General features: G+C 48.3%; 25 protein-coding genes. 5 read left to right on the top strand and 20 right to left on the bottom strand.

Annotation, left to right across the window (positions count from 1 at the left end; all coding sequences use genetic code 11):
* Positions 1 to 3: 3 nt before the first annotated feature.
* From CWI78_RS10065 to flhA, 11 genes are read right to left on the bottom strand one after another with little or no spacing between them, the layout of a single operon-like run.
* Positions 4 to 507: a chemotaxis protein CheW gene (locus CWI78_RS10065; protein WP_126782674.1), complete on the bottom strand. Its 504-nt coding sequence runs from the start codon at positions 505 to 507 to the stop codon at positions 4 to 6.
* 21 nt (positions 508 to 528) lie between these two features.
* Positions 529 to 1,374, bottom strand: coding sequence for a chemotaxis protein CheW (locus CWI78_RS10060; RefSeq protein WP_126782673.1), 846 nt, complete (start codon positions 1,372 to 1,374; stop codon positions 529 to 531).
* A 2-nt stretch (positions 1,375 to 1,376) separates the two neighbouring features.
* On the bottom strand, positions 1,377 to 2,153 hold the full coding sequence (locus CWI78_RS10055) for a ParA family protein (RefSeq protein ID WP_126782672.1): 777 nt from the start codon (positions 2,151 to 2,153) through the stop codon (positions 1,377 to 1,379).
* Positions 2,154 to 2,165: 12 nt separating this feature from the next.
* Positions 2,166 to 3,326, bottom strand: a complete 1,161-nt coding sequence (locus CWI78_RS10050; RefSeq protein ID WP_126782671.1) for a protein-glutamate methylesterase/protein-glutamine glutaminase — start codon at positions 3,324 to 3,326, stop codon at positions 2,166 to 2,168.
* Positions 3,327 to 3,341: 15 nt separating this feature from the next.
* Positions 3,342 to 5,462: a chemotaxis protein CheA gene (locus tag CWI78_RS10045; RefSeq protein WP_126782670.1), complete on the bottom strand. Its 2,121-nt coding sequence runs from the start codon at positions 5,460 to 5,462 to the stop codon at positions 3,342 to 3,344.
* Positions 5,463 to 5,474: 12 nt separating this feature from the next.
* Positions 5,475 to 6,224, bottom strand: coding sequence for a protein phosphatase CheZ (locus CWI78_RS10040; protein ID WP_126782669.1), 750 nt, complete (start codon positions 6,222 to 6,224; stop codon positions 5,475 to 5,477).
* A gap of 13 nt (positions 6,225 to 6,237) precedes the next feature.
* Complete coding sequence (gene cheY, locus CWI78_RS10035; protein WP_126782668.1) at positions 6,238 to 6,621, bottom strand: chemotaxis response regulator CheY; 384 nt, start codon at positions 6,619 to 6,621, stop codon at positions 6,238 to 6,240.
* 37 nt (positions 6,622 to 6,658) lie between these two features.
* On the bottom strand, positions 6,659 to 7,384 hold the full coding sequence (locus CWI78_RS10030) for an RNA polymerase sigma factor FliA (RefSeq protein WP_054486787.1): 726 nt from the start codon (positions 7,382 to 7,384) through the stop codon (positions 6,659 to 6,661).
* Positions 7,377 to 8,249 (bottom strand): MinD/ParA family protein, encoded by an 873-nt coding sequence (locus CWI78_RS10025; RefSeq protein WP_126782667.1) that lies wholly within the window; start codon positions 8,247 to 8,249, stop codon positions 7,377 to 7,379. The genes CWI78_RS10030 and CWI78_RS10025 overlap by 8 nt, the downstream gene beginning before the upstream one ends.
* 57 nt (positions 8,250 to 8,306) lie before the next feature.
* Positions 8,307 to 9,689 carry a flagellar biosynthesis GTPase FlhF gene (flhF, locus tag CWI78_RS10020; protein WP_126782666.1) on the bottom strand — a complete coding sequence of 461 codons (1,383 nt, stop codon included), beginning with the start codon at positions 9,687 to 9,689 and terminating at the stop codon, positions 8,307 to 8,309.
* Positions 9,690 to 9,701: 12 nt separating this feature from the next.
* Entirely contained in the window at positions 9,702 to 11,855 is a 2,154-nt protein-coding gene (gene flhA / locus CWI78_RS10015; protein WP_126782665.1) for a flagellar biosynthesis protein FlhA, read from the bottom strand.
* A 169-nt stretch (positions 11,856 to 12,024) separates the two neighbouring features.
* Between flhA and CWI78_RS10010 the strand changes: the two genes are divergently transcribed.
* From CWI78_RS10010 to CWI78_RS09995, 4 genes are read left to right on the top strand one after another with little or no spacing between them, the layout of a single operon-like run.
* Entirely contained in the window at positions 12,025 to 12,441 is a 417-nt protein-coding gene (locus CWI78_RS10010; RefSeq protein WP_244213112.1) for a prepilin-type N-terminal cleavage/methylation domain-containing protein, read from the top strand.
* Positions 12,435 to 12,935 (top strand): prepilin peptidase dependent protein B-like protein, encoded by a 501-nt coding sequence (locus CWI78_RS10005; RefSeq protein WP_126782664.1) that lies wholly within the window; start codon positions 12,435 to 12,437, stop codon positions 12,933 to 12,935. Before CWI78_RS10010 ends, CWI78_RS10005 begins: the two co-directional genes overlap by 7 nt.
* Before the next feature lie 17 nt (positions 12,936 to 12,952).
* Complete coding sequence (locus CWI78_RS10000; protein ID WP_126782663.1) at positions 12,953 to 13,147, top strand: Type II secretion pathway-like protein; 195 nt, start codon at positions 12,953 to 12,955, stop codon at positions 13,145 to 13,147.
* The gene (locus tag CWI78_RS09995; protein ID WP_126782662.1) at positions 13,128 to 13,472 is read left to right on the top strand and encodes a type IV pilus modification PilV family protein; all 345 of its coding nucleotides are present in this window, start codon (positions 13,128 to 13,130) and stop codon (positions 13,470 to 13,472) included. Before CWI78_RS10000 ends, CWI78_RS09995 begins: the two co-directional genes overlap by 20 nt.
* Before the next feature lie 3 nt (positions 13,473 to 13,475).
* Here CWI78_RS09995 and ispH read toward each other — a convergent pair whose 3' ends face one another.
* From ispH to murJ, 6 genes are read right to left on the bottom strand one after another with little or no spacing between them, the layout of a single operon-like run.
* On the bottom strand, positions 13,476 to 14,420 hold the full coding sequence (ispH, locus tag CWI78_RS09990) for a 4-hydroxy-3-methylbut-2-enyl diphosphate reductase (protein WP_126782770.1): 945 nt from the start codon (positions 14,418 to 14,420) through the stop codon (positions 13,476 to 13,478).
* Positions 14,421 to 14,456: 36 nt separating this feature from the next.
* Positions 14,457 to 14,897 carry an FKBP-type peptidyl-prolyl cis-trans isomerase gene (gene fkpB, locus CWI78_RS09985; RefSeq protein ID WP_126782661.1) on the bottom strand — a complete coding sequence of 147 codons (441 nt, stop codon included), beginning with the start codon at positions 14,895 to 14,897 and terminating at the stop codon, positions 14,457 to 14,459.
* A 10-nt stretch (positions 14,898 to 14,907) separates the two neighbouring features.
* Positions 14,908 to 15,435 (bottom strand): signal peptidase II, encoded by a 528-nt coding sequence (gene lspA, locus CWI78_RS09980; protein WP_126782660.1) that lies wholly within the window; start codon positions 15,433 to 15,435, stop codon positions 14,908 to 14,910.
* Entirely contained in the window at positions 15,428 to 18,262 is a 2,835-nt protein-coding gene (gene ileS / locus CWI78_RS09975; RefSeq protein WP_126782659.1) for an isoleucine--tRNA ligase, read from the bottom strand. The genes lspA and ileS overlap by 8 nt, the downstream gene beginning before the upstream one ends.
* A 26-nt stretch (positions 18,263 to 18,288) precedes the next feature.
* On the bottom strand, positions 18,289 to 19,227 hold the full coding sequence (ribF, locus tag CWI78_RS09970) for a bifunctional riboflavin kinase/FAD synthetase (protein ID WP_126782658.1): 939 nt from the start codon (positions 19,225 to 19,227) through the stop codon (positions 18,289 to 18,291).
* Between the two features lie 60 nt (positions 19,228 to 19,287).
* Positions 19,288 to 20,850: a murein biosynthesis integral membrane protein MurJ gene (gene murJ, locus CWI78_RS09965; protein ID WP_126782657.1), complete on the bottom strand. Its 1,563-nt coding sequence runs from the start codon at positions 20,848 to 20,850 to the stop codon at positions 19,288 to 19,290.
* A 193-nt stretch (positions 20,851 to 21,043) separates the two neighbouring features.
* Here murJ and rpsT point away from each other — a divergent pair, with 193 nt between their 5' ends.
* On the top strand, positions 21,044 to 21,304 hold the full coding sequence (rpsT, locus tag CWI78_RS09960) for a 30S ribosomal protein S20 (protein ID WP_126782656.1): 261 nt from the start codon (positions 21,044 to 21,046) through the stop codon (positions 21,302 to 21,304).
* Between the two features lie 61 nt (positions 21,305 to 21,365).
* Here the strand turns inward: rpsT and CWI78_RS09955 are convergent, their stop codons facing one another.
* Genes CWI78_RS09955 through fliD form a run of 3 tightly spaced genes read right to left on the bottom strand, consistent with a single transcriptional unit; the run spans position 21,366 to position 23,491 of the window.
* The gene (locus CWI78_RS09955) at positions 21,366 to 21,662 is read right to left on the bottom strand and encodes a hypothetical protein (RefSeq protein WP_126782655.1); all 297 of its coding nucleotides are present in this window, start codon (positions 21,660 to 21,662) and stop codon (positions 21,366 to 21,368) included.
* A gap of 1 nt (position 21,663) precedes the next feature.
* Positions 21,664 to 22,086 carry a flagellar export chaperone FliS gene (gene fliS, locus CWI78_RS09950; protein ID WP_126782654.1) on the bottom strand — a complete coding sequence of 141 codons (423 nt, stop codon included), beginning with the start codon at positions 22,084 to 22,086 and terminating at the stop codon, positions 21,664 to 21,666.
* Between the two features lie 16 nt (positions 22,087 to 22,102).
* Positions 22,103 to 23,491, bottom strand: coding sequence for a flagellar filament capping protein FliD (gene fliD, locus CWI78_RS09945; protein WP_126782653.1), 1,389 nt, complete (start codon positions 23,489 to 23,491; stop codon positions 22,103 to 22,105).
* Positions 23,492 to 23,500 lie beyond the last annotated feature (9 nt).

The raw sequence follows: 23,500 nt of genomic DNA, 5'->3' as shown, positions 1-23,500 counted from the left end.
CATTTAACCCAGGCGGGAAATTTCATCCCACTCTTCATCGGTCAGCATCTTATCCAGGTCGACTAAAATAAGCAGCTCGTCATCGCGGTTACTGACCCCCTGAATAAAGCGCGCGCTTTCGTCAGTGCCTACGTTTGGCGCACTGTCAATTTCTGAGGTTTTCAGATAGACAACCTCAGCGACGCTATCAACAAGTATTCCAATCACCTGCTGTTCAGACTCGATGATCACGATACGAGAGTTATCTGTCACTTCTGTTGTCTGCAAACCAAAACGCAGGCGAGTGTCAATAACCGTCACAACGTTACCGCGCAAGTTAATAATACCTAAAACATAACTCGGTGCACCCGGTACTGGAGCAATTTCACTGTAACGCAAAACTTCCTGAACCTGCATTACATTGATACCGTAAGTTTCCTGTTCCAGTTGGAAAGTGACCCACTGCAGAACTTCGTCATTACTATCAACGTCAGTTTCATTCTTGATAGCGCGATTGTCTTTACTCATGTATTACTCCGCCATGCGTTATTAATCCTGCTGGATATGTCCCAGACCTTTATCCAGAAGTGTAATCAATGCGTTAACATCGAGCAATGCACACATTCTGTCACGGACAACCCCGGCAAGCCAGGGTCGCTTATTATTCGTCTCTTTACGCCACTGAATCGATTGTGGCTGCAGTGGTTCGCTGGTCACCAGTTCTTCACACAACAATCCCCAGGGACTGTCATTCAGTGTTATCAAATACTGATAGTCCAGGCTCTCTTCCAGCTCTGGTGTACACTTTTCCGGCATGACCCAACGTGCGGTATCAACCACCTGAAGTTTATTATCCCGCTCAGTCATAATACCGCGAAACCATTTAGGTTTTCCCATTAAGGGACTGATCTTACCCAGTTGATGAATACCACCCAGGCTTTTTAATGGTACCGCCAGTGTTAATCCTGCCACCTTAAAAAACAACGCCTGGAAGTCATGCTCCATGTACTCAGACATAGCATCTGGCAAGGACTCTTCGGGCACTTCAACTTGTTCCGACGTTGTCGCTTGCCTTACCGTTTCGGTCTCTTCTGCGATGTCAGCTTCGACTTCTTCAACTTCTAAGCTGTCTATTTCTGTTTCCGTTTTCTGAACGGTTTCAACGTCCGGCTCTTTATAGCTATCGTCCGCTTTTACAGAAACTAAAGGTAATAAATCCTGTTCACGGTTTAAACTTACTCTCTCTTCCTGAGCTACCGCTTGAATTTTCGGAGCCGCTTGTTCGAGCAACCGCTTAACCGGTTCATTATCAAACTCAACCGTTTCCTCCTCGAGCAATAACGCATCGAGGTACTCTGCCATGGCGGCTTCACTGTGGTCACGTTTAATGTTCATAATCAACCTGCTGCCAACTGCTGTAAATTGGTCAGTAATGATTGGTAAGCCAATACGCCACGCGACTTCGCCGCGTAAACGCTAGGTGGCTGTTGCTCATTAGACGCATCCCGAAATTTGGTATCTATCGGAATCATGCCATTCCACACTGAACGCCCATAACGAGCAATGAGCTTTTTATAGGTTTGCAAAGAAGCGTTGGTTCGTTTGTCATAAAGCGTTGGTATGATCGTATAAGCGTAATTTTCACCACGCGATTTATGAATAAGTGTCAATGTCCGCATCATGCGATCCAGACCCTTAAGTGCCAGAAACTCCGTCTGAACCGGAATCAGTACTCGCTGACAGCAAGCGAGTGCATTCACCATAAGAACCCCCAGCACAGGTGGAACATCAATCAATACGTAGTCGAAGTCATCGGCCACCATTGCCAGGCCACGCTTTAGCACCAAACCCATACCATCCTGCGTCCCTAATTTACGATCCAACGTTGCCAGAGCCATGGTGGCAGGCATAACACTCAGATTCTTAAACTCGGTTGGCAGAATGCTGCGTCGCATTATGTCAGCAGTGACTGCTTTACCGGCACTAAAGACTTCAAACGCACTGGATTCCAGTTCTTCAGAGTCAATACCAAAATAATAAGTCAATGAGGCATGGGGATCGGTATCAATACAAAGCACCCGCTTACCCTGTTCAGCCAGAAGGCCGGCCAGAGCTACGGTTGTGGTGGTCTTACCGACCCCACCCTTTTGATTAGCTACCGTCCATACGATCATTCACTCATCCTGTTACAAGCCGCTGTAACCGACTTCTTTCATAATCGCCTTAGCCATTGTGTCAAGGCTGATACTGCGGGTTGAAATTCCGGCCTGAGTCACAGCTTGCGGCATACCATAGACGACACAACTGGCCTGATCCTGAGCCCAAATTGTTGCGCCTTGCTCCTTGAGCATACGCGCTCCGTCACGGCCATCAGCCCCCATACCAGTTAAAATGACACCAAGGACTTTTCCCATATAGGATTTTGATATACTGGCAAACGTTAAATCGACACTGGGCTTATAAGTAATGCGTCCACTGACATCATCTTTTACCCGTAATCGTGCACTACCGGACCGTCCTTCTACCATTAACTGCTTCCCGCCTGGCGCTAAATACGCTGTGCCAGCTCTGAGTACATCTCCGTCTTCTGCTTCTTTCACATTCACCTGACACAAGCCATTCAGACGCTGCGCAAAAGCTTTAGTGAATGCTGCCGGCATATGCTGAACCATAACAATAGGGTAGGGGAAATTCGCTGGTAGCTGAGTCAGTATTTTTTGCAGAGCCACAGGGCCGCCCGTTGAGGTACCTATTGCCAAAATTTGATATGCCCGGTTAATCGTTATTGAACCAACAGACCGAGCGGTGCGCGCATCACTTTCACGCTGACTTTGTAATTCCTGGTTGCGCTGACGAATACGCTCAAGCGCTGTCGTTGGCTCACCCTGACGTTCTGTTGGCTTCTTTATTGCAGGTGCTGGTGAAGGCCGCGTGGGCGTGCGGCTAACGGACTGACGAGCAATGGCCAACACGCGGTCTTGCAGCGTTTTCACCGCTTCGTCACGGTTGCGCGCGATATCTTCAAATTTCTTCGGGAGAAAGTCAGCTGCACCGGCTTCCAGCGCATTCAGCGTCGCTGTTGCGCCTTCGTGAGTCAGCGAGCTAAACATCAAAATGGGACAAGGGTTACTGCTCATTATCGCTTTAACAGCGTCAATGCCGTTCATTACCGGCATTTCGATGTCCATGGTAATCACATCCGGTTTCAAGGCGCGACTTTGTGCGACAGCCTCTTCACCATTATTAGCACTACCAATCACTTTAATGTTGGCATTGTCTTCTAAAATCTCAGTAACCCGACGTCGGAAAAACGCCGAGTCATCTACCACGAGAACTTTTACAGTCATGAACGGTTTGTCCCGTTATCGTTTTGCGTAATACTTAAGCATGCTTGGTACGTCCACTATCAGAGCAATACCGCCATCACTGGTAATAGTTGCTCCGGCCATTCCCGGCGTACCCTGCAATAACTTATCTAATGGTTTTATAACCACTTCTTCCTGACCAATAAGTGCGTTCACCACAAAACCAACTTGTTGGTTGCCTATTTGCACAACCACCACATGACCTTGTTCTTTGCGACTCGAGCCATCAGGATTACGCACCAGCCATTTCTCTAAGAAGAACAGCGGAATGGCGCGGTTACGTACAATCAGGGTCAACTGGCCATCAACGGTATTAGTCCGCTTCATATCCAGATCGATAATTTCGCTAACAACCGCCAGTGGTAAGGCGAATGTCTGATCTCTTACAGCAACCATCAGTGTTGGCAGTATCGCCAAAGTTAACGGTACTTTTATCAGAAGCTCGGTACCTTTACCTAACTCAGACTGAATTTTGACGCTGCCGTTAAGTTGAGCAATTTTGGTTTTCACCACATCCATGCCAACACCACGACCCGAAATATCCGAAACTTCTTCTTTGGTCGAGAAGCCTGCGGCAAAAATTAAGTTATAAGCGTCTTCATCGCTTAAGCGCGCAGCAGCATCGGTATCCAGAATACCTTTACTGATAGCAATCCCTTTCAGCTTCTCTGCGTCCATGCCCGCACCATCGTCTTTAATAGACAACATGATATGGTCGCCTTCCTGAGAAGCCGATAAAGTGACGGTTCCCGCACGCGGTTTACCGTTTGCCTCTCGTACATCCGGCATTTCAATACCGTGGTCAACCGAGTTACGAACCAAGTGCACCAAAGGATCCGCAAGGGCTTCAACCAGGTTTTTGTCCAAATCGGTGTCTTCACCGTACATCTCAAGATTAATTTCTTTCTTCAAACTGCGGGCTAAGTCCCGCACAACCCGGGGGAATCGTCCAAAGACTTTCTTAATGGGTTGCATGCGGGTCTTCATCACCGCGCCTTGCAAGTCTCCAGTAACAACATCCAGATTAGAAATGGCTTTACCCATTTCATCACTGTCTGATTCTTCAGAATTACTAAGGCTTAGTAGACGGTTCCGAACCAGAACTAACTCGCCGACCATATTCATAATTTCATCTAAGCGCTTAGTATCAACCCGGACAGTTGTTTCGGCTGCTGCCGGTGCCGGGGCAGCAGCTTTTTTATCAGCTGCTTTAGCTGCCGAAGGTTTATCCTCTGATTTTGCCTTAGGTTCTGGCTTCGGCTTGGGCTTAGGCTTCGGTTCAGGTTTTGGCTCTGGTTTCTTGACCGGAGTTTCATTGGCTGGCTTATCATCTTTTGGCGTTGGCGCTTTGCCACTGCCGTGCAACTCATCCAGCAATGACTCAAATTCGTCATCCGTAATTTCGTCGTCTTTCGTAGGCTCTTTTTGCTTTTCTTGCGTTTTTTCAGCACTTTGAGGCGCTTTGCCACTACCATGCAACTCATCCAGTAATGACTCAAACTCGTCATCAGTTATTTCATCACTGTCATCATTTTCCGCAGATTTATCCGCCGCTGCTTCGCTTTCTTCTTGCTTACCAGGTCCCTTGCCTTCACCATGCAATTCATCCAGTAACGCTTCAAACTCGTCATCCTGAATTTCATCAATACCTTCGCTGCCGGTGTTCGTAGCTTCTGGTGCAGGTTCTTCTTCTGGTTCCGGCGCTTTTATCGGTTCTTCATCTTCCGATTCCGGCTGACTGAGTTTATGGAGCAACTCCAGTAATTCCGGCGATGCCGCTTCAGGTTCTTCTTTAGCACGCACCTGCGCAAATTGAACATTAATCGTATCTAACGACTGCAGAATAACATCCATCAAATCTGAAGTGACGCTGCGTTGACCATTACGCAACGTGTCGAACACATTCTCCGCACCATGGCAGGTATCAACCAAGGCACCTAGCGACAGAAAGCCTGCGCCGCCTTTAACGGTATGGAAACCACGGAAAATAGCATTCAACAGGTCTTTGTTGTTTGGATCGTTTTCCAGTTCAACTAACTGTTCAGATAGTTGTTCGAGGATTTCTCCGGCCTCGATCAAAAAATCCTGCAGAATGTCTTCGTCCATATCAAAGCTCATCGACTGATGCTCCTAGAAACCTAAGCTGGACAACAAATCGTCCACTTCGTCTTGTCCGCCAACCACGTCATCGCGTTGATCAGCATCGATAATTGGGCCTTCAGCAACCCCTTCATCTTTCTTGGCCGAAGAACTCGCTTTTGCTTCATTGCGACGCTCTTCTTCTTTTCCGAATATTTTGAGTAACTCAATCAGATTTTTCTCAACGTCTTCAACTAACTGAATCACGCGACGAATGACTTGCCCGGTAATATCCTGGAAGTCTTGCGCCATGAGCACTTCAGTCATCAACCCATGCACTTGTGGCATATTTTCACCACAGCGTTTAAGTACATCATCGACCTCATGGCATAAAGACTTGAATTCATTTATCTCAATATCGTTACTCATCAACCGATTCCAGGCTGGCATGACTTTCTCCACCCGCTGATGCATCTCATCAGCCAGGGGCAGACAAGCTTCTACCGCATCCATTGTGCGATTGGCTGCGTCTTCCGTTTTTTCAATGACATACAGCAAACGGTTTTGCGCATCGGGAAGCTCGTCTTGTGTCATTTGCACAATACGAGGGTCAACCTGAAAGTCCTGAAGCGCTTCGTGGAGATCTCGTGTTAACTGGCCTACAGAGGTAAACAATTTGTCATTTCGACGGTTGTAGACATCTTCCAGCAGCTGGTTAGCCTGTTGTTGTTTCCCGTCTTCAAGCAAGGCTACGAGCTCCTGAGCTTGCTCCAGAGAAATATCATGGGCGTTGTCAGACATAGTCATTCGCCCTTTAGCTAATACGTTCGAAAATCTTATCGAGCTTTTCTTTCAACGTTACGGCGGTAAACGGTTTTACAATATAACCATTTACACCTGCCTGAGCTGCCATAATGATCTGCTCACGTTTGGCTTCAGCCGTTACCATTAGAACCGGTAAATGTGCCAGGTTATCGTCCTTGCGAATTTCCTTCAGCAAGTCAATTCCCTGCATACCCGGCATATTCCAGTCGGTTACGACAAAGTCGAAATCACCGTTCTGCAACATGGGCAATGCCGTATTACCATCATCAGCTTCCTGTATGTTGGTAAAGCCAAGATCACGAAGTAAGTTCTTAATGATTCGTCTCATTGTAGAAAAGTCATCCACAACAAGAATTTTCATATTTTTATCCAAAGCACCCTCCACTGAGGCTCTCGATTACCACCAAAGTTTATTCAACCCAATTTTGCATTCGCGACTTCAGTCGCAACATTGCCTGACTGTGAATCTGACTGACACGTGATTCACTCACGCTCAGCACTTCACCTATCTCTTTCAAATTTAATTCTTCGTCATAATACAACGAAAGCACCAAGGCTTCACGCTCTGGTAACGATGAAATTGTTGAAACCAGTGCTTTGTGAAACGCAGCGTTCTCAACATCTCGTTGTGGCTCATAAGCTGAACCCGTTACCTGCTCTGGCATTAACGCATCTTCCGAAACGCCAAGATCTTCAATACCAACAATTCGTCCAGAGCTTACGTCCCGCAAAATATGGTGGTACTCATCCATTCCCATATTCAGTTTCGCAGCAACTTCCGTATCTTTTGCATCACGTCCGGTTTCATTTTCGACCTGACGAATCGCTTCCAACACACGTCGATGATTACGGTGTACTGATCGAGGAGCCCAATCTCCACGACGAATTTCATCCAACATCGCACCACGAATGCGAATGCCAGCAAAGGTTTCAAAACTGGCACCTTTACTGTTATCAAAGTTGCGCGCCGCTTCCAATAAGCCAATCATGCCAGCCTGGATCAAATCATCCACTTGCACACTGGCTGGTAATCTAGCCATCATGTGGTGTGCAATACGCTTAACCAGGCCGGTATGCTGTTCAATAATCGCATTCCGGTTGTCAGCAGTAGCGGCATAGACGGCAGCTTTATTCATTGGCAACATCCCGCGTAATCTCGTTATCGGCAGAAGTTATCAATTGTTCAAGGAAAAATTCTAAATGACCGCCAGCTTGTGCTGGAACAGGCCAATCAATCGCTTTCTTAGCAAGCGCTTTTATCGCTAATGACGCTGGCGATTTTGGGTAAGCCATGACGAAAGACTGTTGTTTTCGAACAGCCAAACGCAGATTCTCATCAAAGGGTATGATCGCAGCCAGCTCTAAAGCAACGTCTAAAAACCGATCCGTTACTTTGGTTAACTTATTAAATAGTACTTGCCCGTCACGCATATTGCGCACCATATTGGCAACGACTTTAAATTTAAATAGACCCTGCTCACGACTCAATACTTTGATTAATGCGTAAGCATCGGTAATCGATGTTGGTTCATCACAAACCACAACCAACACATCCTGCGAGGCTCGGGCAAAACTAACAACGGTATTGCCGATACCGGCGGCTGTATCAACAATCAATACGTCGTAATTGCCCTGCAATTGGCTGAACGCTCTAATCAAACCGGCATGTTCAGATTCACTCAGGTCGACCATAGAGCGAGTACCTGACGTTGCCGGAACAATTTTTATTCCAGCCGGGCCTTCTATCAGAATATCTTCCAGTTCGCATTGACCACTCAACACATGGGAGAGATTGCGCTCAACACGAAGACCTAACATGACATCCACGTTAGCCAAACCTAAGTCGGCATCCAGTACCAATACTCGCTTGCCCTGTTTTGCCATTGCAATAGCCATGTTTAGCGACACGTTGGTTTTACCCACGCCACCTTTACCGCCGGTTACCGCAATCACTTTTACTTTTGATTGTTTCATTCTTCGCAGACCGCTTGCTTGATCCATCGGGCGTATCTCTTTTTCTGACTAAATTGACAACAGCTTCATATGATATCGGCTCGTTCAGCGAGAAAACGCCGCATTCCAGTACGATTTTGGCACGTCTGGCACTGAGGAACAAATGCTTTTATCAAGCAACCGTTCTGCCTCCGCGACCATAAAGTTCGCATCGGCTACCCGAATGTCTTCTGGCACTTGCTGACCATTCGTTAAGTAGCCTATTGGCAACCCGTGTTCAATTGCCACGCTGATACTTTCCCCTAAACTCAAACACTCGTCCAGTTTAGTAAAAATACACCCAGATAAAGGTAATGTTTTGAACTGCTTAACCGCATCCATGAGCACCTGGTTCTGTGAGGTTGCAGAGAGTACTAAATAAGGACGAATACGTAAGCGGGAGTTCTGGATAAGCTGACCTAACTGCTCGTTCAGACGCTTATCTCTTTGGCCCATGCCGGCCGTATCGATCAGAATCAGGCTTTTTTGACGTAATGCCAACAGCGCATCTGCCAGCTCTTGTGCATTTTTAGCGACTTTTACCGGACAGCCTATTATACGGCCGTAAGTCTGTAATTGTTCACTGGCACCAATACGGAAAGTATCGGTCGTAATTAATGCCACTTTATCAGCACCATGGCGCTGAGCGTAACGAGCAGCCAGTTTCGCAATAGTAGTGGTTTTACCCACGCCGGTTGGGCCGACTAAAGCAACCGCACCGCCGCGTGTCAAAATATCGTCGGAGGTCGTATTTAACTGACCTTCCAACAAATGCAGAGTTTGTTCCCAAGCTTCATCATCTGAGCCACCTTCGGGAATAAAGCAGGCAATCTGGTCTGCAACCCGCTCACTTAAGCCCATTGCCATCAACCGATTCATCAGCATAGCCCGAGTCGGTTCTTCGCGATCCATTTCCTGTTTCATCAAACCACTTAACTGATGCTCCAGTAAGTGACGAATACCGTTTACCTGAGAGCGCAGTTCAGCAATGGCTTGGGAGTCGTCCGCTGCTGGTGCGTTCATTTGTTCCGGAAAGATATCGTCGTTTAACTGAGAATCGGCGAACTCTTGTGGCTCTGGTTTACGTTCAGGCTGAGGCGCTGGCTCCGCGAGCGCCTGTGCAGCGGCGCTTTGTGCAGGCTGAGGCGCTGGCTCCGCGAGCGCCTGTGCAGCGGCGCTTTGTGCAGGCTGTTCAGCCTGAGCCTGACGCTGTAACAACTCTTGCAAAGACTCTGCCGGCACTTCTGGTGTCTTTGACGCGGCCGGCTCATTCGGTGCCTGCTCAGCCATTGGCTGTGGCTGTTGCGCATCGGGGTCAATAGCTGCAACCAGCTCAATACCACCGTTTACCTTCTTATTAGAAAGGATAATAGCATCCGGACCTAAAGTTTCTTTAACCTGCTGCAAACCACGGCGCATATCTTCGGCAAAAAAGCGTTTAATCTTCACAAGCGACTCCCGTTACTCTTGTGTGGCGGTTTGTTCACCACCGTTTTGTTGTCCACCAATTGAGCTGACAATGCGAATTTGTTTATCATCCGGTACTTCCTGATAGGACAACACTCGCATACCGTCGGTAGCGTGACGCGCAAAACGCGCCATGGTTGACCGTAGAAGCCCGGAAGTCAGCAGTACTGAAGGTTCCCCGTTCATTTCCTGCTGCTGATGCACTTCGCGTAATGACTGTTGCAGGCGTTCGGCCAAACCAGGTTCGATTCCGGCGCCTTGCTGATTTCCGTCATTACCAGCCATTTGCAATGACTGATGCAACATCTGTTCCAACTCTGGTGCCAAAGTTATGACAGGCAGTTCCGCCGCCCCTTCAGCAATGTCCTGAACAATTAAACGCCGTAGTGAGATTCTGACCGCAGCCGTTAATACTTCTGGGTCCTGACTACGCCCCGCGTACTCAACCAGGGTTTGTACAATGGTGCGCATGTCACGAATCGCGATGCCTTCATCCAATAGGTTTTGCAGTACTTTCACAAAATTGCCCAATGACAGCAGATCCGGAATCAAGCCTTCAACCAGCTTAGGATGAGTGCGGCCCAGGCGATCCAGCAACTCTTGCGCTTCCTCATGCCCCAGCAGCTGTGACGCATGGTTTGTCACTATCTGGCTTAAATGCGTGGCGACAACAGTGGCAGCATCAACCACGGTGTAACCCAGGGTTTGCGCATGCTCTCGTTGTTCTGGGCGGATCCAGACCGCATCCAGACCAAAGGCTGGGTCGGTTGTTTTCTCACCTTCCAGTTCACCGAAAACCTGACCCGGGTTAATCGCCATTTCCCAGTCATGGCGAATTTCAGCTTCGCCCATAGTCACACCCATTAGGGTAATTCGGTAACTGTTGGGGCCTAAGTCCAGGTTGTCTCTGATATGAACAGCGGGCACCAGGAAACCAAATTCCTGTGACTGCTTCTTACGCACGCCTTTTATGCGTGACAGGAGCTCGCCGCCCTGCTGCTTATCCACCAGTGGAATTAAGCGGTAGCCGACTTCAAGGCCAATGGTGTCGACATGGCGTACATCGTCCCAACTAAGCTCTTTTTGCTGTGCTTGCTGAACTTGTTGCTCTTGCTCTTTTTCAACCAGTTCGCCTTCCTCGGCTTTTGATTTTTTCAGCTTGAAGTAAGCGGCACCAGCCAGCACGCCTGACATGCTTAAGAAAGCCAGGTGCGGCATGCCAGGGATAACTCCCATAGCAAACAGTACAGAACTGGTAATAACTAAAACTTTCGGATTGTCCAGCAGTTGCAGTACAACCGCATCGCCCATGTCTTTGCTGTCGTTTTCGCGAGTAATGATAATGGCGGTCGCAACTGACAATAACAACGATGGAATTTGCGCAACCAGGCCGTCGCCAATGGTTAATAGCGTATAAACCTCAACCGCCTCATTAAATGTCAGGCCGTACTGGATCATACCAATCAACAGCCCGCCAATAATATTAATAAAGAGAATAAGGATACCGGCTATAGCATCCCCTTTAACAAACTTACTGGCACCATCCATAGAGCCGTAGAAGTCGGCTTCACGGGTCACGTCACTGCGTCGGGCTTTGGCTTCTTCCTGGTTGATTAGACCCGCGTTAAGGTCAGCATCAATGGCCATCTGTTTACCCGGCATAGCGTCGAGAGTAAAGCGAGCGGTGACTTCAGAGATACGCCCGGCACCTTTGGTGATAACCACAAAGTTGATAATAACCAGTATAGCGAACACCACCAGACCCACAGTGTAGTTACCCCCTATGACCACGCTACCGAAAGCTTCAATCACAGAGCCCGCAGCGCCGGGTCCGTTATGACCTTCCAGCAAAACAATACGAGTTGAGGCAACGTTAAGACTTAATCGTAAGACCGTGGCAATAAGCAATACCGTTGGAAACGCGGCGAAGTCGAGCGGACGCTGGGTATAAACCGCCACCAGCATTACCACCAGTGACAGAGTAATTGAAAACGAGAACAGAATGTCCAGCACCATGGCCGGAATGGGCAGAACCACCATTGCCAAAATGGCCATAATGGCCACCGGCGTCCCGAATCCCTTAATCAGATGCGCATTGTTCTGCGTGAAATTTCTAAAATTTACTAACTTTTCGGCACCGCCCGCCATACATCTTCCTGTTGCGTCAAAAAGTTGAACCTGCGGTGTTTTATTCAAGAATCGAGCCAGCTTTCAATTTATTTTTCTGTTATCTGACACTCGCTTAATCTGCGGCTTACAGACAAGACTCAGGGAGACTCTATACTCGTTTGTCACTGACATTCACCATGAAATCTTTATGCGCGGTTATTCACTTATCGAACTGCTGGTGGCACTGGCAATTAGCGCAGCGCTGGGGGTTTTTGCTGTACCGACTTTTCATCAGCAAACATCCTCATTACTGCTTCAACAGGAGGCTGGGCGATGGCTGTCTTATTTGCAACAAATACAGGCGAAATCTCAAAGCAGTAACGAGAGTATCGATGCCGATTTATCTCATTTAATCAGTGACTCCGGCAAAGCAGGGGTCGTTGCCAGTTCCACCTACAGCTTATCATCGCCTCTCACGTTTTATGGACGGACCGCAGCAGCTGTTCCGGGCCATATAAAACTCAATAAGCGCGATCAGCAGATAAAAGTGATCATCAGCAGTAAGGGCCGCATTCGTAGTTGCTTGAGTAAAGGTCATTCGCTACCAGGAGTAGCAACATGTTAAATCACTCAGTACGCGGCAGCACTTTAGTTGAGGTGCTTATTGCCTCCGCCATGGGTGCTCTCATTATTCTCGCCGTTCAGCAGCAACTGCAATGGCAGACTGGATTGCAGTACCGAAAAGTATCGCAAGCGGCTTTCTTACTCAACGCTCAGGCAACGGCTAATCAGTTTTTCAAAGCATTGCAAAGCACTGTGGTCACACAAGTTTCTAACCCTGCAGAAAGCTGCTATTTGTTCTCTCAACAGAACGGTGGATCGGTTGGTTTCAGAGTCAGAAATAAGCAGTTACAGCACAACTCCATGACGCTCAATTGCTCTGGTTATGGCTGGCAGTCACTTACAGATAGATCTCAGTTTGAAATGACTCATTTCGCCGCTGACGCCTACCTCCCTGGTTCTGGTAATGGATTATCGAAACTGTTTGTCACCTTAACCGTCACTCGCCGCGAGCAGACACACATGTTCAAACGCTTAGTCACTCTTAAGCCCGGTTAACCACAAAGGAAATTGTTATGAACGCAAAAGGCTTTGCTTTGATACTGACTTTAGTAACGCTTATCAGCCTGAGCTCGGCAAGCTTAGCGGCATTATTCTTCTACGCACAAATGATTGAGGCTCAGCAACAGCATCAATGGCAACAGCTTTCTGAACAACTCCAGCAGGACTTTCAGGCACAGAAGGAAGCTTATGAACTGGCACAAGAATAAAGGCTTTTCTTTGATTGAGGTTCTCGCAGGTGCCGCATTAGTGTCTGTTTGGTCCGTAACCAGTCTGCAGCTTTTACAAACCAGCTTATCGGCAATTGAAAGAGCTTCCCAAAAAGCACAAGCAGCAGAGCTTATGATGACTTACACGAGTGATGCTCAACGAGCCTGGAGCCAAGAAAACGGGCTGCCTTCTGTTGTCGAAGTTGATTCATTTCTTATCGAATCAGAACTCATCCCCATGGATCAATTCACTGCGACTGCCGAAGTCACCGTGTCCTGGGGAAATGAGAGCAAACTGAGACAACAGCTCTGGCTTTCCCGATAACGGTTAAGCAGCCGGATGCGGTCTTAATTCTGGCGGAATTGAAAAGGTAATATTTTCTTCGCGGCCACTGAGTTCTACTGCTGTTTTACCGCCCCACTCCTGCAGCTTAGCAATCACTTCTTTTACCAACACTTCTGGTGCAGAGGCGCCGGCAGTTACCGCGACTTTGTCGTGCCTTTCTAACCAGGCTTTGTCGATGCAACTGGCGTCGTCAATCAAGTAAGCCGGGGTTCCCATTTTCTCTGAAAGCTCGCGTAAGCGGTTCGAGTTTGAGCTATTGCGTGCACCCACTACCAACATCACATCAGCATCACTGGCTAACTCACGCACAGCATCCTGGCGGTTTTGGGTCGCGTAGCAAATATCATCTTTACGCGGACCATTAATGTCAGGAAATTTCTGACGCAAGGCTTCTATCACATCGGCTGTGTCATCAACCGACAAGGTTGTCTGGCTCATGTAATGCAGGTTCTTGGAATCTTTTACCTCAAGCTGACTCACATCTTCAGGCGACTCAACCAGATAGATACCGCCATCATCGTTTTTATACTGGCCCATGGTGCCTTCAACTTCCGGATGTCCGGCATGACCAATAAGGATGCATTCGTGCCCTTTGCGGCTGGCACGAGTCACTTCCATATGAACTTTGGTCACCAATGGGCAAGTGGCATCAAACACTCGTAAACCGCGGTCTTTGGCTTCTTGTCTTACCGCCTGAGAAACGCCGTGTGCGCTGAAAATTACAATTTGATCGTCCGGTACTTCGTGTAATTCTTCGACAAATACCGCTCCAGCGTCGCGCAGTTTACTGACCACATATTTGTTGTGGACCACTTCATGACGCACATAAATCGGCGGCTCAAAAATTTCTAAAGCCCGCTCTACAATAGTAATCGCGCGATCAACTCCGGCACAAAAGCCACGTGGGTTCGCCAACAAAATCTGCATCATTTCCTCCTGCGCTCAGCCGGGTTCATTAACCTGTCACGGCTCAACACTGATAATCTCTACTTCAAAAACCACCGTTTGTCCGGCCAACGGGTGATTAAAATCAATGGTCACTGTTGGACCTTCAATTTTACGAACAATTCCCGGTAAATCGGTACCGTCCGGTTGGGTAAAAGCCAGAATAGCGCCAACTTCCGGTTTGGTTTCATCGCTAAACTTTGCCGAGTCCACATAATAGTAATTGTCCGGATTCGGCTCACCAAAAGCGTCTTTAGGCTCTAGAGTAAACTCTCGCTCGGTGCCTTCACGTAAGCCCACCAGACAAGCTTCGAAGTTTTCCGTTAGGTTACCATCACCCATACGAAACTTAGCAGGCTTGCCTGACATTTTGGTGCTGTCGGCGACCGAGCCATCGGCCAGTTTTATGGTGAAGTGCATGACCACTTCCCGTCCATGCTCAATAGGTAAACGACTCAAACAAAACTCCTTACTGCTCTTGACCGTTCTCGGCTTTATCCCGACGGTTATCGAAAAAAGCTTCCAGCAACATAAGTGCCGCACCAATAGTGATAGCCATATCCGCTACGTTAAAAGCCGGCCAGTGCCAGCCCTGATAGTGCACGTCAAAAAAGTCGATAACATAGCCATACATTAAACGATCAGCCACATTACCAATAGCACCAGCTAAAATCAGTGAAAAGGCTAAATTCTGACGCCATAAACTGACTGGGTTACGGCGCATCCAGATAAGCAGAACGACACTGATAGCTATAGCAATAGCCGTAAAGAACCAACGCTGCCAGCCGCCACTATCGCTTAGAAAGCTAAATGCAGCGCCGTAGTTATGCACATAGGTAAAATTAAACAAGCCTTCAATGATAACCCGGCTTTCATAAAGCTCAAATTCACCTGCAACCCAAATCTTCGTAATCTGATCGACAACTACCAAAAACAACGTCAGCCACAAAAAACGCAGCCCGGTTGCACGGTTAGTCTGGTTAGCAAAATCAGGCAAAACGACGCTCCTCACCTTCACCTTCAATATTGGTTACACAACGCTGGCATAAATCGTCATGGCTTTCTAACGTGCCAACCTCTTCACGATGATGCCAACAACGCTCACACTTCTTATGTTCCGACTTAGCGACACTAACAGCCAGTGACAGCTTCTCAGCTTTCACCGCATTGTCTGGTGCGTCGTTAATGGATGCCACTTGTGCTTCTGATGTCAGCAGTGCAAAGCGCAACTCCTCGCCCAAACGATTCAGAGAGGTGGCCAGCTTGTCTTCAGCATACAAGGTCACTTCAGCCTGAAGTGAGCCGCCAATGACATCATCACGGCGGGACTGCTCCAGCGCCTGGTTAACGACATCACGAATTTCCAGCAGTTGCATCCAGAACGCGTTTTCATCGTCTTTAACGCCGGCAAACTCATGAAAGCCCTGGTACCAGCTTTCGGTAAAGACATACCGGCTGCGCTCATTGGGCAACAAGTCCCAAATTTCCTGAGCAGTAAAGCTGCAAATTGGGGCCATCCAGCGCACGAGTGCCTCAGCAATATGGTACAACGCCGTCTGACATGAACGACGAGCCAGTCCTTCAGATTTCGCGGTGTACTGGCGATCTTTAATGATATCCAGATAAAAGCTGCCCAGTTCAATTGAGCAAAAATGCATGAGCTTCTGCACCACACTATGGAACTGGTAGTTATCGTAAGCTTCCAGCAGTTCTTTCTGTAAATCGGCCGCACGACCCACAATCCAGCGATCCAGTTCAACCATATCTTCTCTGGCAACTAAGTCAGTTTTAGGGTCAAAACCACTTAAGTTGGCCAGTAAAAAGCGCGAAGTATTACGAATGCGACGGTACGCATCCGCTGAACGCTTAAGAATTTCATCGGAAACCGTCATTTCACCAGAGTAATCCGCCGAAGCAACCCACAAGCGAAGAATATCGCCACCCAGTTTGTTCATCACGTCCTGCGGAGCCACTACGTTACCGATAGACTTCGACATCTTCCGGCCCTGTGCGTCCACCGTAAAGCCGTGCGTTAATACCTGGTGATATGGCGCCTCCTCATACATAGCCACACCAGTGACTAATGAACTCTGGAACCAGCCCCGGTGTTGATCAGAACCTTCTAGGTATAAGTCGGCAGGCCAACGCAAACCGTCAAATTCACGTAAGACACAGTGATGCGTGACACCGGAGTCAAACCAGACATCTAAGGTGTCAGTCACTTTACGGTACTTGTCAGCCTCGTCACCCAGCAGCGTTTCAGGTTCTAAGTCGAACCAGGCCTGAACGCCGTCTTTTTCAATCAATTGAGCGACTTTTTCCATCAACTCCAGCGTGTTCGGGTGCAGTTCTTCCGTTTCACGGTTGACGAAAATAGCAATCGGGTTACCCCAGGTGCGTTGACGCGAAATACACCAGTCAGGGCGCCCTTCTACCATCGACTCTATGCGGCTTTGCCCCCACTCAGGGAACCAGCCCACTTTCTTAATTTGCTCTAAAGCACCTGCGCGCAGACCTTTCTTGTCCATGCTGATAAACCACTGCGGCGTAGCACGGAAAATAATGGGGGTTTTATGGCGCCAGCAATGCGGGTAAGAATGGCGGTAACTTTCTGCATGCATTAAGTTACCCACTTCACGTAGCGTGTCGACGATAGGCTCGTTCGCTTTAAACACATGCTGTCCGGCAAACAGCGGCGTATCGTCTTTGTACACGCCGTTATCACCAACCGGATTATAAACTTCAATACCGTATTTCTGACCGACTAAGAAGTCATCAACACCATGGCCTGGCGCGGTATGCACACAACCCGTACCGCTTTCGGTCGTTACGTGGTCCCCTAAAATAACGGGTACTTGCAACTCAAACAGAGGATGCTGCAATTGCAAACCTTCCAGGTCTTTACCTTTGCAGAAACCCAGCTTGTGATAATGGGTAATATTCCAGCGTTCCATGCAGTCGCTAACCAAATCGTCAGCCAAAATTACACGCTCTGCAGGCTGATCATCACCGGCTTCAACTTGCACTAAAGTATACTCAAGCCCTTCTGCCAAAGTCACCGCGCGGTTAGCCGGAATGGTCCACGGCGTGGTGGTCCAGATAACCATGCTGACATTACCTTCACCCACATGCCCTTCCGGGGTACTGAAACGTTCGACCGTTTCAGCCACTGCAGCAACCGGCAGACGCACATCAATAGCTGGTGAGTTTTTGTCTTGATATTCCACTTCCGCTTCAGCTAGCGCGGAGCCACAGTCAGTACACCAGTGAACCGGCTTAAACCCTTGATGCAAATGGCCATTATCAATGATTTTTGCCAAAGCCCGCACACTGTCTGCTTCCTGCTTAAAGTTCATAGTCAGGTAGGGATTATCCCAGTCACCTAACACGCCTAAACGTTTAAAGTCTGTGCGTTGCTGATCAATTTGCGTCATTGCGTATTCGCGGCACTTTTCACGAAACTCCGCTAAATTCAGTTTCTTGCCCGGCTTGCCGTGCTTTTTTTCTACCTGCAACTCAATGGGCAGACCATGGCAGTCCCAGCCAGGTACATACGGTGCGTCAAAGTCGCTTAATGTTTTCGCTTTAACAATAACGTCTTTCAAAATTTTATTTACGGCGTGACCAATGTGAATTTGCCCATTTGCGTACGGAGGGCCGTCGTGCAGAATAAATTTTGGCTTGCCCGCTTTGGCTTCACGAATTTGACCGTACAGGTCAGTTGCATACCATTGCTCCAGCATTTTTGGCTCGCGCTGAGCCAGGTTGCCGCGCATTGGAAATGCTGTTTCTGGCAAGTTTAAGGTGTGTTTGTAATCACTCATGGGTCACTGTTTCCATTTCCGCATAGTTACTGACTCCGGCACGCTAATGCATCACGTGCGCGGGCGGCATCTTTTTCAATTTGTTCTTGTAAGTGCTGTAACGACGCAAACCGTTGCTCGTTACGCAATTTGGCCACTGGCGTGACCGTCATCTGCTGACCGTACAGATTGCCTGAAAACTCAAACAAATGCACCTCCAGCTGTACTTCGTCGCCATTTAATGTCGGCCGGGTTCCCAGGTTAGCAACTCCGGAATAAGTTTCTCCGTTCTGACCAAGCTGAGCGGTTACCGCGAAAACCCCATGTAATGGACTTTTTAAACGTTTTAGCGGTACGTTTGCAGTCGGAAATCCAATAGTTCGGCCATTTTTACGTCCGTGTACGACTTTTCCACATATTTGATAAGGACGACCCAACATATGTTCCGCTTGCGCAAAATCGCCTTCATCTAATGCCTGACGGATAGCTGTACTGCTGACACGTTGTTGTTGCTGGCGGTAACTGCGAGTATCCACCACTTCGAAGCCCAGTTCGTTACCGGCCTTTTGCAACAGGTCGAAATCACCTTCTCGTTTATAGCCAAAGCGGAAGTCGTCGCCCACCACTAAAAATTTAATGCCTAACTTCCCAACCAGGGTCTGCTCGATAAACTCACGCGCGGGTTGGCTGGCAAACTTCTTATTAAATTCAATGACAATATGTCGGTCGACATTTTGAGCCTGTAAAGCCAGGTACTTCTCACGCCAATTGGTTAAACGCGCCGGTGCTTCTTCTGGCTGAAATAACTCTTGCGGCTGCGGCTCAAAGGTCATAACCGCCGAGGGGACACCTAACTGCATTGCTTGCTCACGAACCTGACTCAACACCGCCTGATGCCCTAGGTGAACGCCATCAAAGTTACCTATGGTCAATACACAGCCGTGATGCTCAGCTCTGAGGTTATGAGTACCGCGAATCAGTTCCATGCCCGCACAATCTTACTAGTTTCCGGAAAAACGCGATTATAACTGATACTGAGCCGATAATCAGTACTCACGCGCACGGAAATGTCGTGGTCTCATTCCTGTGATGAAGAGAACACCAACATAAACCAGGGCACCGAACCCAATCACCTGCGCCAAAAGCCAGGGCCGTTCCACTAACGAGCTGGTTCGCCAGGTGGCAATATCGGGACTCAGCCACAGCACACCGGCTATCATCAAAACTGTCGCGAAAAGCACCTGCAAAATAAAACGTCCGGTACCGGGCTGTCTTTTTAATACGCCTTCGCGCCACAATGTCACTCCCAACAAGCCGGCATTAATAGCCGCGGAAGCCGCCGTTGCCAAGGCGAGTCCAACGTAGCTGTACGGAATTGCCAGCGTAATGTTAAACACCATGTTCGCTGCCATGGCAATGATGCCGTATTTCACCGGTCGCTTAGTGTCCTGCCGCGAGTAAAAGCCTGTTGCTAACACCTTCACCATCATAAAACTCAACAAGCCGGTGGAGTACGCCATAAGACTGTACGACGCCATACGCGCATCGTCCGGACTGAAGGCGCCATGCATGAACAGCACCATGAGCATGGGCTCTGCTAATACAAAAAGGCCCGCCATGGCCGGTACACCCAACAACAGCACCATACGAATGCCCCAGTCGAGCGTTGCACTGAAGTTCTCTTTAGATTGATCCACATGGCGTGATGAAAGCGCTGGCAGAATGACCGTTGCAATGGCAATACCGAACAAACCCAGCGGAAACTCCAGCAAACGGTCTGAGTAATAGAGCCAGCTTATGGAGCCGGTCATTAAAAAGCTGGCAATGAGCGTATCCAGCAGTAAGTTAATTTGACTGACCGACACCCCAAAAATAGCCGGTAGCATCAGTTTGCGAATTTTAGTTACGCCGGGATCTTTCCAGCCCCACTTGGGTTTAACCAGCAGTCCCGCTTTTTTAAGAAACGGCAGTTGGAATAAAAGCTGAATCAAGCCACCAAAAAATACGCCCCAGGCCAGTCCGTATTCTGGTTGCTCCAGTTGCGGCGCCAACCAGATAGCCGCCGCAATAATGGCGACATTCAGAAAGACTGGGGTGAAAGCCGCCACCGCAAACTTGCCCAGCGTATTAAGTATGGCACCGGCCATGGCGGTAAAACTAATAAACCATAAGTAGGGAAAAGTAATGCGGAGTAAGTCACTGGCTAGCACGAATTTGTCTCCTTGCGGACCATCATTCCACCAGTCTAAAAACCAACCCATACCAAAAAGCGCAGCGACCACCGGAGACGCAACCACACCGAATAGGGTTACCACAGTAACAATGGTGCCTAAAGTGCCCGAAACTCGGGCAATCAGCAGTTGCTGTTCAGGTAGTTCTTTCCCTTGCTTGTATTCAGTCAATACCGGCACAAACGCCTGCGCGAAAGCGCCTTCGGCAAAAAGCCTGCGTAAAAAATTAGGGATTTTATTCGCAAAGAAGAAAACATCCGCTGCAGCACCGGCCCCCATCAGGTTTGCAATGACCACATCGCGTACCAAACCCAATACGCGCGAAATCAGGGTCATAGCGCTGACAATAAATCCTGAGCGGAGCAAAGCTTTTGACACGAGAGATCCTTTCGGCTGACAGCTAAGTTTCTGTTTTTGATTGTAACTGAGACCAATGATGGATGCTATTTTATCAAAACCACCGTTAAAGCACTGAGTTTTTCCCTTTTCACTGTTGACTTTTACAGCAGAAAAGGCATAATCTGCGGCCTTTATAAGAGAAGCGTTCTGTTAATGAATTTAGGAGTTCACCTTGGCTAACATTAAGTCTGCTAAAAAGCGTGCGATTCAGGCCGAGAAAAATCGCCGCCACAATGCAAGCCGTCGTTCAATGATGCGTACTTACCTTAAACGTGTAAACGCAGCAATTGAGACAAAAGACAAAGAAGCAGCAAACACTGCAATGAAAGACGTAACCCCAATGCTGGATCGTTACGCGACTAAAGGTCTTATCAGCAAAAACAAAGCGGCACGTCACAAAAGCCGTTTGAATGCTAAGATCAAAGCACTGTAAGAAGAATTACTGACCTGTGCTTAGGCGCAGGGAAAGAAAAACCGGCTATTAGCCGGTTTTTTTATTTGGTATAAGCCTTAACGCCTTTTTTACTTTTACCTATTTTGGTAATCGCTGCGTTAGTTTCTTTTTGAACACTCTCCAGCTCTGGTTGCAGTTCATTGAGGTAGTCGTCAACTGCAGCAACAACAGTAATCCACTCACGAGATTCCGTCCAATCATCAGGTAGCTGTTCTAGAAAAGAAAGTATTTTAGGTAGAGTATCGGCAGCAGACTCATACTCTGAGTCTGCCACTTGTTGTTTTAGCTGCTCGTAGAGCGCGTTTAACTGTTCTGGTGAGCGTTGCTCTTTTGACAAGTTACGCTCCGGAAGCCTGCTGCATTTGGTTCATAGCAACGTCACGCTGATCAACAGGAATTTGATCCCATGCGCCTTTAATGTCCAGCATTAAACGTGCTACTTCATCAATCGCATCTACATCCATATCAATAGAGGCGTCAGCAATACGCGCACTCATGTACATATACAATTCGCGTAGGTTCCCAGTCGCCTGCGCTCCAGCCGTGTCATCTAAGCTGTAACGCAGAGAGTCAACAATAGCCTGCGCTTTACTTAAATAATGACTCTTTTTCTCAAGGTCTTTACGCTGAATCGCTCCTTTGGCGTAATTCAGGTTCTCTAACACACCCGCCATCAGCATTTGTACCAACTGGTAAGGGTCTGCACCCGCTACCCGGGTTTCTAGTGAGCCTTTGGTGTAGCCTTTAAGTTTTGCGTTCATACGTAATTACCTCTAATTAGTCATTGTCCCGAGTAAAGCCCGGGAGGTTTGCAAGCTGTGCACTGACTTGATTACCGCGGCTTTGTAACTGACCAACTAGCGAGTCCAGTGCCTGGTATTTTGAGTTCAGTGTTTCCCGCAGTGATTCCATACGCAGTGCCAGTGATTCTCGGCTTTCTTCGACACGGTCCAAGCTTTCATTGATAGAGTCGCGACGCAGTTGCAGGGAGCCACCAGCACCAGCATAACCGTCTAGTAAAGTTTCCATGCGCGACGCCATACCGTTTTCGCCACCAATCACATTTTGCAATGCCGATGGATCAGCAGCCAAAACGTCCTTAACATTAGTCACAGGGTTTTCCTGCTGCAACCGGCCTTCGTTATCTAAACCAAAACCTAGATCAAATAAGGTTTGCCCTTCACCAAAGGTGCTGGTTAATACGTTGTTTAACTGGCTTTTCAAACTACGAACCGTTGCGTCGCCCTGCATCATGCTGTCTTCGCCACCAATTTCACTGAGCAAGTCAACCGTGCTGTTATAGGCTTTTACAAAGCTGTCTATGGACTTTTGAACACCGGCGTCGTCACGAGCTATCGACAACTGCGCCTTTTCAGTGCCCTCTGACTCCTTCAGTGCTGTAATGGTCGAGCCCTGAATAACATCGGTAAAGGTGTTGGTGTCGTTGGTCGCCTGAATACCATCGATTTCAATAACGGCATCTGTAGCCTGATCATTGGCAGCTATGGTCATGCCACCCGCTCCGCCACCGTTTGCCTGCGTTGAAATCGCGTCAAACTCAGCGCTGTCATTAGTGACCGTTAAGTCATTACCCGCACCACTCACATTTGAACGGAAGACTAACTTCGCTTCTGTACCGGTATTGATAATATCGGCAGTTACACCGAAGTTATCCTCAGCAGAGTTCACGGCTTTACGAATATCTTCCAGCGTTGAACCCGCCTCAATATTCAGCGTGAAACTCTCGTCACCGGCTCCAAAAGTTAAAGCGCCTGCGTTGGTGTTAACTTCGTCATCCGCACTGGCAAAAGCGCCATCTGCAGACACTGCGCGACTACCTTTTGCGAGCTGTTGAACAAACAGTTCAAAGTTACCCGAGTTGGCTTCTTCCGAGCTTTCAACACTAACGATGTCGCCAGAGCTTGGTTGAGTGACTGACGCTTTCATGGCACTAAACAAGCTGCCTTCGGTCAGTTTTTCTGCGCTGTCCTGAAGTTTTGATAGTGCCGAACGCATTTCACCAACAGCCGATAGCTCCACTGTCAAGCGGCCTTCCTGTTGGTCCAAGCGGTTTTTCTTAGGGGTACGCTCAGCCTCTAATGTAGCATCTATAATGCCTTGTAGGTCTAAACCTGAACGTGCACCTGTCGATGAAACTAATGGCATATCATCACC

Source organism: Idiomarina ramblicola (genome assembly GCF_003987255.1).
Lineage (GTDB): Bacteria > Pseudomonadota > Gammaproteobacteria > Enterobacterales > Alteromonadaceae > Idiomarina > Idiomarina ramblicola.
The sequence above is the reverse complement of the archived record's forward strand: the minus strand, read 5'-3'. Positions and strand labels throughout refer to the sequence as shown.

Excerpts from the sequence above, each read along its gene's own strand:
- CWI78_RS10065 (WP_126782674.1), bottom strand. The coding sequence starts at position 507 with ATGAGTAAAGACAATCGCGCTATCAAGAATGAAACTGACGTTGATAGT.
- CWI78_RS10060 (WP_126782673.1), bottom strand. The coding sequence starts at position 1,374 with ATGAACATTAAACGTGACCACAGTGAAGCCGCCATGGCAGAGTACCTC.
- CWI78_RS10055 (WP_126782672.1), bottom strand. The coding sequence starts at position 2,153 with ATGATCGTATGGACGGTAGCTAATCAAAAGGGTGGGGTCGGTAAGACC.
- CWI78_RS10050 (WP_126782671.1), bottom strand. The coding sequence starts at position 3,326 with ATGACTGTAAAAGTTCTCGTGGTAGATGACTCGGCGTTTTTCCGACGT.
- CWI78_RS10045 (WP_126782670.1), bottom strand. The coding sequence starts at position 5,462 with ATGAGCTTTGATATGGACGAAGACATTCTGCAGGATTTTTTGATCGAG.
- CWI78_RS10040 (WP_126782669.1), bottom strand. The coding sequence starts at position 6,224 with ATGTCTGACAACGCCCATGATATTTCTCTGGAGCAAGCTCAGGAGCTC.
- CWI78_RS10030 (WP_054486787.1), bottom strand. The coding sequence starts at position 7,384 with ATGAATAAAGCTGCCGTCTATGCCGCTACTGCTGACAACCGGAATGCG.
- CWI78_RS10025 (WP_126782667.1), bottom strand. The coding sequence starts at position 8,249 with ATGGATCAAGCAAGCGGTCTGCGAAGAATGAAACAATCAAAAGTAAAA.
- flhA (WP_126782665.1), bottom strand. The coding sequence starts at position 11,855 with ATGGCGGGCGGTGCCGAAAAGTTAGTAAATTTTAGAAATTTCACGCAG.
- CWI78_RS10010 (WP_244213112.1), top strand. The coding sequence starts at position 12,025 with ATGCGCGGTTATTCACTTATCGAACTGCTGGTGGCACTGGCAATTAGC.
- CWI78_RS10005 (WP_126782664.1), top strand. The coding sequence starts at position 12,435 with ATGTTAAATCACTCAGTACGCGGCAGCACTTTAGTTGAGGTGCTTATT.
- CWI78_RS10000 (WP_126782663.1), top strand. The coding sequence starts at position 12,953 with ATGAACGCAAAAGGCTTTGCTTTGATACTGACTTTAGTAACGCTTATC.
- CWI78_RS09995 (WP_126782662.1), top strand. The coding sequence starts at position 13,128 with ATGAACTGGCACAAGAATAAAGGCTTTTCTTTGATTGAGGTTCTCGCA.
- ispH (WP_126782770.1), bottom strand. The coding sequence starts at position 14,420 with ATGCAGATTTTGTTGGCGAACCCACGTGGCTTTTGTGCCGGAGTTGAT.
- ileS (WP_126782659.1), bottom strand. The coding sequence starts at position 18,262 with ATGAGTGATTACAAACACACCTTAAACTTGCCAGAAACAGCATTTCCA.
- ribF (WP_126782658.1), bottom strand. The coding sequence starts at position 19,227 with ATGGAACTGATTCGCGGTACTCATAACCTCAGAGCTGAGCATCACGGC.
- fliS (WP_126782654.1), bottom strand. The coding sequence starts at position 22,086 with ATGAACGCAAAACTTAAAGGCTACACCAAAGGCTCACTAGAAACCCGG.
- fliD (WP_126782653.1), bottom strand. The coding sequence starts at position 23,491 with ATGCCATTAGTTTCATCGACAGGTGCACGTTCAGGTTTAGACCTACAA.